The 6,315-nt window shown below is 63.8% G+C and carries 5 protein-coding genes; 3 read left to right on the top strand and 2 right to left on the bottom strand.

The window, feature by feature from the left end; genetic code table 11:
* Positions 1 to 56: 56 nt before the first annotated feature.
* On the bottom strand, positions 57 to 2,783 hold the full coding sequence (gene secA, locus NUU27_RS17405) for a preprotein translocase subunit SecA (RefSeq protein WP_257763418.1): 2,727 nt from the start codon (positions 2,781 to 2,783) through the stop codon (positions 57 to 59).
* A gap of 245 nt (positions 2,784 to 3,028) precedes the next feature.
* Between secA and NUU27_RS17400 the strand changes: the two genes are divergently transcribed.
* The gene (locus NUU27_RS17400) at positions 3,029 to 3,940 is read left to right on the top strand and encodes a peptidylprolyl isomerase (RefSeq protein ID WP_257763417.1); all 912 of its coding nucleotides are present in this window, start codon (positions 3,029 to 3,031) and stop codon (positions 3,938 to 3,940) included.
* Between the two features lie 62 nt (positions 3,941 to 4,002).
* Here NUU27_RS17400 and NUU27_RS17395 read toward each other — a convergent pair whose 3' ends face one another.
* On the bottom strand, positions 4,003 to 4,620 hold the full coding sequence (locus NUU27_RS17395; protein WP_257763416.1) for a TetR/AcrR family transcriptional regulator: 618 nt from the start codon (positions 4,618 to 4,620) through the stop codon (positions 4,003 to 4,005).
* A gap of 96 nt (positions 4,621 to 4,716) precedes the next feature.
* On the opposite strand from NUU27_RS17395, the gene NUU27_RS17390 reads away from it, so the two are divergent.
* Both NUU27_RS17390 and argJ read left to right on the top strand, forming a co-directional pair.
* Positions 4,717 to 4,956 (top strand): hypothetical protein, encoded by a 240-nt coding sequence (locus NUU27_RS17390; RefSeq protein ID WP_257763415.1) that lies wholly within the window; start codon positions 4,717 to 4,719, stop codon positions 4,954 to 4,956.
* Positions 4,957 to 5,065: 109 nt separating this feature from the next.
* Positions 5,066 to 6,307, top strand: coding sequence for a bifunctional glutamate N-acetyltransferase/amino-acid acetyltransferase ArgJ (gene argJ, locus NUU27_RS17385; RefSeq protein ID WP_257763414.1), 1,242 nt, complete (start codon positions 5,066 to 5,068; stop codon positions 6,305 to 6,307).
* Positions 6,308 to 6,315: the final 8 nt, after the last annotated feature.

The following is a 6,315-nucleotide window of genomic DNA, read 5'->3' as shown; positions in this document are numbered from 1 at the left end:
CCGGCGCATGGGGCGCCGGCGGCGTTCGATCAGAAAGCTGGCTTAGGTCCTGAGCGTCACGCAAAGGCGCCGTGGCAATGCTTGTATTTCTTCCCGGAACCGCAGGGGCAAGCCTCGTTGCGGCCGACCTTGCCCCAGGTGGCGGGGTCGTTCGGGTCGCGATCCTCGGCGGCGACGGCCGCCGTCTCGGTGCGTGCCAGCGTGATCGTGTCGCCGCCGAAATCGTCCTCGCCGGTGGTGCCGTCGATGTGGTGGCCTTCCATGCGCGGAGCCTGGGGAGGCGGCGCATCGGCGGCCTCCCGGACGAGCTCGACGCGCATGAGCTGCGAGGTCACTGCCTGGCGCAGATTGCCCAGCATGGCCTGGAACAGCTCGAAAGCTTCGGATTTGTACTCGTTGAGCGGATCGCGCTGCGCATAGCCGCGGAAGCCGATCACCGAGCGCAGATGGTCGAGATTGACGAGATGCTCGCGCCACAGATGGTCGAGCGTCTGCAGCAGGATCGACTTTTCGACATAGGTCATGATGTCGGGGCCGAAGCGTTCGGCCCTGTCCTTGGCTGCCGCCTCGACAGCTTCGGAAATGCGCTCGCGGATGTCGTCTTCGGCGATGCCTTCCTCGCGCGCCCATTCCTCGATCGGCAGATCGAGGTTGAGCGAGGCGGCGACGCCCTCCTTCAGTTCCGCCACCTGCCACTGTTCGGCATAGGCGCGCTCGGGAATGTGGCGTTCGACCAGATCGTCGATCACGTCGCGGCGCATCTCAGCAACGGTCTCGGAAAGGTTCTCACCGTCCATCAGCTCCAGACGCTGCTCGAAGACCACCTTGCGCTGGTCGTTCATCACGTCGTCGAACTTCAGGAGGTTCTTGCGGATGTCGAAGTTGCGCGCCTCGACCTTCTTCTGCGCCTTCTCCAGAGCCTTGTTGATCCAGGGATGGACGATCGCCTCGTCTTCCTTGAGACCCAGCTTCTGCAGCATGCCGTCCATGCGGTCGGAGCCGAAGATGCGCATCAGGTCGTCCTGCAGCGACAGGAAGAATTTCGAGCGGCCGGGGTCGCCCTGCCGGCCCGAGCGGCCGCGCAACTGGTTGTCGATGCGGCGGCTTTCGTGGCGCTCGGTGGCGAGCACGTAGAGACCGCCGGCGGCGATGGCCTGCTCCTTCAGCCGCTGAACGTCCTCGCGGATGGCTTTTTCCTTCGCCTCGCGTTCGGCGCCGGGCTCCATGTCGCCAAGCTCCTCGGCGATGCGCATTTCCGGATTGCCGCCGAGCTGGATGTCGGTGCCGCGGCCGGCCATGTTGGTGGCGATCGTGATGGCGCCCGGCTTGCCCGCCTGGGCGACGATGTTGGCCTCGCGCTCGTGATGACGGGCGTTCAGCACCTCGAAATTCTTGATGCCTTCCTTGCGCAGCCGCTCGGCCAGGAACTCCGATTTCTCGATCGAGGTCGTGCCGACAAGGATGGGCTGGTTCTTGGCGCTCGCTTCCTGGATTTCCCGCACGATGGCGCGGTACTTCTCCTCGACGGTGCGGTAGACCTCGTCGTCCTCGTCACGACGCTGAATCGGCAGGTTCGTCGGCACCTCGACCACGTCGAGATTGTAGATGTTGCCGAACTCCTCAGCTTCGGTGGAGGCCGTGCCGGTCATGCCGGCGAGCTTGTCGTACATGCGGAAGTAGTTCTGGAAGGTGATCGAGGCGAGCGTCTGGTTTTCCGGCTGGATCGCCACCTGCTCCTTGGCCTCGAGCGCCTGGTGCAGCCCCTCGGAGAAGCGGCGGCCGGGCATCATGCGGCCGGTGAACTCGTCGATGATGACGATCTCGCCGTTGCGCACGATGTAGTCCTTGTCGCGCTGGAACATCTTGTGCGCTTTGAGCGCGTTGTTGAGGTGATGGACGATGGCGACGTTCTCGATGTCGTAGAGGGAATCGCCCTTGAACAGCCCCGCCTCGCGCAGCATGTTCTCGACCTTCTCCGTGCCGTCCTCGGTGAAGATGGCGGTGCGCTGTTTCTCGTCGACCTCGAAGTCGTCCGCTTCCAGCTTGGGGATGAAGGTGTCGATTGTGTTGTAGAGTTCCGAGCGGTCGTCGAGCGGACCGGAGATGATGAGCGGCGTGCGCGCCTCGTCGATCAGGATCGAATCGACCTCGTCGACGATGGCGTAGAAGTGGCCGCGCTGCACCATCTGCTCGCGCTCGTACTTCATGTTGTCGCGCAGATAGTCGAAGCCGAGCTCGTTGTTGGTGCCGTAAGTGACGTCGCAGGCATAGGCGGCGCGGCGCTCTTCGTCGGACATGCCGTGAACGATGACGCCGGTGGTGAGGCCCAGAAAACCGTAGAGGCGGGCCATCCATTCGGAGTCGCGCCGTGCCAGGTAGTCATTGACGGTGACGACGTGCACGCCCTTGCCCATCAGCGCGTTCAGATAAACGGGCAGGGTGGCGACCAGCGTCTTGCCTTCACCGGTCTTCATCTCTGCGATGGAGCCCTCGTGAAGCACCATGCCGCCGATCAGCTGCACGTCGAAGGGGCGCATGCCGAGAGCCCGGCGGGAGGCTTCGCGCACGGTCGCGAATGCGGGGACCAGGAGGTCGTCCAGCGGCTTGCCGGCGGCAATCTCCTTGCGGAACTCCTCGGTCTTGGCGCGCAACGCCTCGTCGGAGAGGGCTTTCGTCTCCTCCTCGAGAGCATTGATCGCCTCGACACGCGGGCGGAAGCCCCTGACGCGTCGATCGTTGGAGGAGCCGAAAACCTTGCGGGCGAGACCGCCGAAACTGACCATCGAGTGGTCCTTTCACTTCCTGACAGACGGCACATCGCGGGCTGGACAGAGTTTCGCCCGCGCCATGCTGAAGCGGTGATATGACAATAAGCGCCCGGAAATAGGTTCTGGACGCAAGACCACAGGACAGATAAGAGGGGCCAAGAGTGATGTCAACGCCGCGTTAAACCTGCGCCAAGGCGCAAAATTCCGCCATATTCCACAGGCGGTTTGGGCAAAATTCGGAATCACGATCGGAGAGTTCTATGCTGAAATCGTTTCGCCGTTTCCTGGCCGTTCAGGTCGGGGCGGGTCTGACGCTGGCCGCCGTGGGCATGATGCCCGCGACGGCTGCGGACACAGACGTCATCGCCACCGTGAACGGGCTGGAGATCACGGAAGGCGATCTGGCGATCGCGGCGAGCGAATACGGCCCGCAATTCGGCAATCTGCAGGGCGAGCAGCAGCGCGCCGCGCTGCTTTCGGCACTGATCGAAATTCGCCTGCTCGCCTCGGAGGCCGAGAAGCAGAAGCTTGCCGACAACGAGGATTTCGCCCGTCGCCTGGCATTCCTGCGCCAGCAGGCGCTGCACGCAACCTTCATCGACAAGGTCGTCAACAGCGCGGTGACCGACGAGGAAGTGCGCGCAAGCTACGACAAGCAGGTGGCGGACGCGCCGGCGGTCAACGAAATCCGGGCTCGCCATATCCTGGTGAAAACCAAGGAAGAGGCCGAAGCCATCATCAAGCAGCTCGATGAAGGCGGCAATTTCGAGGAGATCGCGAAGGAGAAATCCACCGACGGCGCCGCAGCCAACGGCGGCGACCTCGGATATTTCACCGAAGGCCAGATGGTGCCGGAGTTCGAGACGGCGGCGTTCGCCCTCAACCCGGGCGACTACACCAAGGAGCCGGTTGAGACGCAGTTCGGCTTCCACGTGATCAAGGTCGAGGACAAGCGCGCCAAGCAGCCGCCGGCGTTCGAGGACGTCAAGGATCGCGTGCGGTCGGTGCTGGTCCGCGACAAGTACATCAAAGAGGTGGGCACGCTGCGCGATGCGGCGCAGATCGACGTCAAGGAGCCCAAGCTCAAGGAGATCATCGACGGCATCGAGAAGCAGCGCAAGGGCGCTGCTGCCGAGGACGACGATGCCGAGAGCCCGGCGAAAGCCGAATAGCACCTTCGCATCAGCGGTGTTTTAACGAGGGCGGCGGAGGCGATGCTTCCGCCGCCCTTTTGTCATCCGGACGGTGCGGCGCCGTGCAGCATGGTGCGCACGGCATTGGCGATGTTCGCCTCCGGCTCTGCCAGGGAATGCGTCAGAAGCCGCATCCAGGCATAGGACAGGATCAGGTCGGCAAGGATCGAGGCATCCATGTCGGGATGGCTGTCCGCCCTCGGCTGGTGGATCATCTCGGCGATGCGCTGGTGTCGTTCCGAGATGTATTTGAGGAACGCCTGGCGCGCGGTTTGATCCGCCTGCGCCTCGGCCATGACCGAGCGGAAGATGTCGCCCGACGGACCGTCGCGCCAGTGACGGAAAAGGCTCCGCAGGAAGATGACGAGATCATGCTCGAGATCGTCGGTGACCGGATATTCGATGTCGCGCTTCTGCCCGTGGTAGACGTCGAGCAGCAGGGCGGTCTTGCTCGGCCACCAACGGTATATGGTCGGCTTTCCGGCCCGGGCGCGCCGCGCGACCTTCTCGATCGAGAACCCTGCATGGCCCTCTTCGATGAGAACGTCGAGGGCTGCCGCCCTGATGGCGTCGGCCGTGTCCGGATTGCGTCTCGCTCCGATAGACTGGCGTCGAGGCGCCGTGTCGTCCCTGGCCGACATCGTGAACACACCTTTCACCGTTTCGTGTCCGCCGAAGGATAGCATGAGGATTGACGAAACGAAACGGCTCGTTTTATATTAACGAAACGTATCGTTTTGATGGAAAGCACTCGCATGACGTCCTCCCCCCGTCCCACGCGTTTCTCCCGCCCCCGCTTCGCCTTGCTCGTCTTCCTCGGGGTCTATCCCCTCGTCACAGGATTGCTCCATCTGGTCTTCCCCCTGACGGATGGCTGGACGCTCTGGCAGAGGACGCTCATCATCGTTCCCTGTGTGGTCGCGGCGATGGTCTGGCTGCTGATTCCGATGGTCCAGCGCGTGTTCCGCAGCTTCCTGAATCCCGTCATACGGTAGATGAGAGCAGCCGAAACCACGCCTTGCGCACCGGTTTCGGCTTGCCTCGGGCAAAATTCTCGGGCAGATCGACGGCATCAGAATTCTTAATCTCGAGTGCCGTTGACCCATGTCCGTCGCAGTCTCCCCCCTCGCTCCCAAGAAATACCCTTCGATGCCGAGCGTCGAGGGCGTGCGCATCGCCACGGCCGAGGCCGGGGTCAAATACAAGGGGCGAACGGATCTTCTGGCGATGGTCTTCGACGAGGGGACCACGGTGGCGGGGGTCTTCACCCGCTCCAAATGTCCGTCGGCCCCCGTGGATTTCTGCCGCGCCAACCTGCCGGGCGGCAAGGCGCGGATCCTGGTGGTCAATTCGGGCAACGCCAATGCCTTTACCGGCAGGAAGGGACGTGAGACCACCGCTGCGGTGGGAAGGGCTGCCGCAAAGGCGGTCGCAAGCGCTGAAAGCACCGTTTTCATGGCGTCGACCGGCGTCATCGGCGAGCCGCTGCCGGCCGACCGCATCACCGCCCCGCTCGCCGGCATGGCAGGGGAAGCCCGGCCCGAGGGCTGGCTGGAGGCGGCGCGCGCGATCATGACCACCGATACCTATCCCAAGGTGGCGACCGCGACCGTCATGCTCGGCGACACCGAGGTGGTGATCAACGGCATCGCCAAGGGGGCCGGCATGATCGCTCCCGACATGGCGACGATGCTCTCCTTCGTGGCGACCGACGCGCCGATTGCCGCTCCCGTGTTGCAGGACCTCTTGGCCAGGGGGACGGGCAAATCGTTCAACGCGGTAACGGTCGACAGCGACACCTCCACCAGCGACACGCTGATGCTGTTCGCCACGGGTGCGGCTGCAAAACGGGGCGCCCCGCTGATCAGCGACGTGAAGGATGCACGGCTGTCGGGTTTCCGCCGGGCGCTGAACCGCATCCTGAAGAGCCTCGCCTTGCAGGTGGTGCGCGACGGCGAGGGCGCGCGCAAGCAGCTCGAGGTCACCGTGACGGGGGCGAAATCGGCCCGCTCGGCCAAGAAGATCGCGCTGTCGATCGCCAATTCGCCGCTCGTCAAGACAGCGGTGGCTGGCGAGGATGCTAATTGGGGCCGCGTCGTCATGGCCGTCGGCAAGGCCGGCGAACCGGCCGAACGCGACCTCCTGTCCATCTGGTTCGGCGATATCCGCGTTGCGCATGAGGGGGAGCGTGACCCCGGCTATTCCGAAGAGGCGACCTCGGCCTATATGAAACGGGATGAGATAGTCCTGCGGGTCGATCTCGGCATCGGACGCGGCAAGGCCACGGTTTGGACCTGCGATCTCACGAAGGAGTATGTCGCCATAAACGGCGACTACAGGAGCTAGGTGTGCCA

Origin of the sequence: Nitratireductor sp. ZSWI3, from assembly GCF_024655565.1 — a bacterium.
Taxonomy (GTDB): Bacteria; Pseudomonadota; Alphaproteobacteria; order Rhizobiales; family Rhizobiaceae; genus Nitratireductor.
Note: the sequence above shows the minus strand (reverse complement) of the source record. Positions and strands in the feature narration are given on the sequence as shown.